Source organism: Lachnospira hominis (ex Hitch et al. 2025) (genome assembly GCF_040096395.1).
Taxonomy (GTDB): domain Bacteria; phylum Bacillota; class Clostridia; order Lachnospirales; family Lachnospiraceae; genus Lachnospira; species Lachnospira hominis.
Genome location: NZ_JBBMES010000055.1, coordinates 1 through 1,505 on the forward strand (window position 1 = coordinate 1; position 1,505 = coordinate 1,505).

At 42.2% G+C, this 1,505-nt stretch carries 2 protein-coding genes; both read right to left on the reverse strand.

What is annotated here, in order from left to right; genetic code table 11:
- Positions 1-145: 145 nt before the first annotated feature.
- Positions 146-988, reverse strand: coding sequence for a hypothetical protein (locus WMO38_RS15000; RefSeq protein ID WP_006858870.1), 843 nt, complete (start codon positions 986-988; stop codon positions 146-148).
- A 54-nt stretch (positions 989-1,042) separates the two neighbouring features.
- The gene (locus tag WMO38_RS15005) at positions 1,043-1,423 is read right to left on the reverse strand and encodes an electron transporter RnfA (protein ID WP_173783923.1); all 381 of its coding nucleotides are present in this window, start codon (positions 1,421-1,423) and stop codon (positions 1,043-1,045) included.
- Positions 1,424-1,505: the final 82 nt, after the last annotated feature.

Sequence of the window (1,505 nt, forward strand, 5' to 3'; positions counted from 1 at the left end):
CATATCCATCTTCATTACACATAAGACCAATAAACATTGCCCTGTTATTCATATACTGCTGGATATCAAATGTCACCTGCGTTTCTCCGGTTATACTTGAATTATAAGTAACCTGTTTCTTTTCATTATCCATTTCTGCCTCCTTCTATAATCCAAATGCCTTGCTTGTAAGTGTCTGTGCACCCTTCACGCTTCCGACAGTCATTGCAATCGTAAATGTCATTTCACACAGACATATAAGCGTCTGTGCCCAGTCAGCATAACTTCCTGTAAATGCCGGAAGTCCTGCATTGATAAATGCATTACATACCACAATCGCAAGTGCCATCGTTACTGCCTCAAATACACACGAAAGAAAATATTTGCAGTAGGTAGCCATTGTATGACTGACCATTCTGTTTCCTGCCATTGTGGAGCATGCAATCGCACCGAGCGGCACAATAATCAGGATTTTTAAGAACCTGAAATACACTGTGTAGATGATAAAGAATCCACAGATAATAATGATGATTGCAAGCAAAGCTGTGAGTATCAGCATTACCAGACTCTCACCAAATCCGAGTCCCTTAATGATGTCTGCCTGTGTCCTGTCAATGGCAAGCTGCGTCGTTGTCCCGGCAGATATAAGTCCCACCAGATTTCCTATGGAAGTAAAAAACGCTTTCATAATCGTGACATTATTTGCAACAAACCATTCTGCAAGTCCCAGTCGGATAAGCATACGCAGGATTGATTCAAACCTCATCTCATCTTTTACATCTATGCTTTCCGAGCAGAAACCGATAACAAAGAACAGCACAACGAGGGATGAACCGACCGCTACAAAGACCGGCTCAATACCCTCAATGACTGCCCAGGGACCTCCGCCCTTGAAACTGACCGGTGACTGTCCAAGCATTGCAAAGACCAGGGATATCTGATTGTTCCAAAACCCAAACACTGCCTCAAGAAGTGCAAGGATCTTGTCTCCAAGCTTAAAAATATCCATACTTGTTGTTCACCTCTTTCCTTTTACTAAAAGGGAAATTGCATTTCCCCAATCTTAGAAGCCTAAGAATGTCAGAACTGTTGAAATACCAGCCATCATGACACCTGCTACAATTCCTTTCAGTGCAGAGTTCATAGTAGATGAATCCTGCTGCTGATAGGCTTGTGCGAACTCCATGACATTCTTTGCAAGAATGATGACACCAACAGCACCAATGACTGCAATGATAAGTGTCTTTAAGTTCTCAAGCGGCTGTGTTACTGCGGAAGTACCTGTACCTGCTGCAAAACAAGTAGTGCTCATAAGCATTACTCCCATAAGTGCCCCGGATAATGCCGGAACGAATCTCTTTTTAAAGTGAATGAATCTGTTCTTCATGCCTTTCTCCTCCATCTGATTGTTGTTTGTTGTTGAAATAACCTGTTCTTTTCTCATGTTGATTAATCTCCTTTTTTGAAGTGACAGAAGCGGAAAAAGCCAGAAAGGAATACACATATTCCAATCCGGCTAGCTTTCC

Coding starts and splice junctions, on each gene's coding strand:
- WMO38_RS15000 (WP_006858870.1), bottom strand. CDS start 988: ATGGATATTTTTAAGCTTGGAGACAAGATCCTTGCACTTCTTGAGGCA.
- WMO38_RS15005 (WP_173783923.1), bottom strand. CDS start 1,423: ATGAGAAAAGAACAGGTTATTTCAACAACAAACAACAATCAGATGGAG.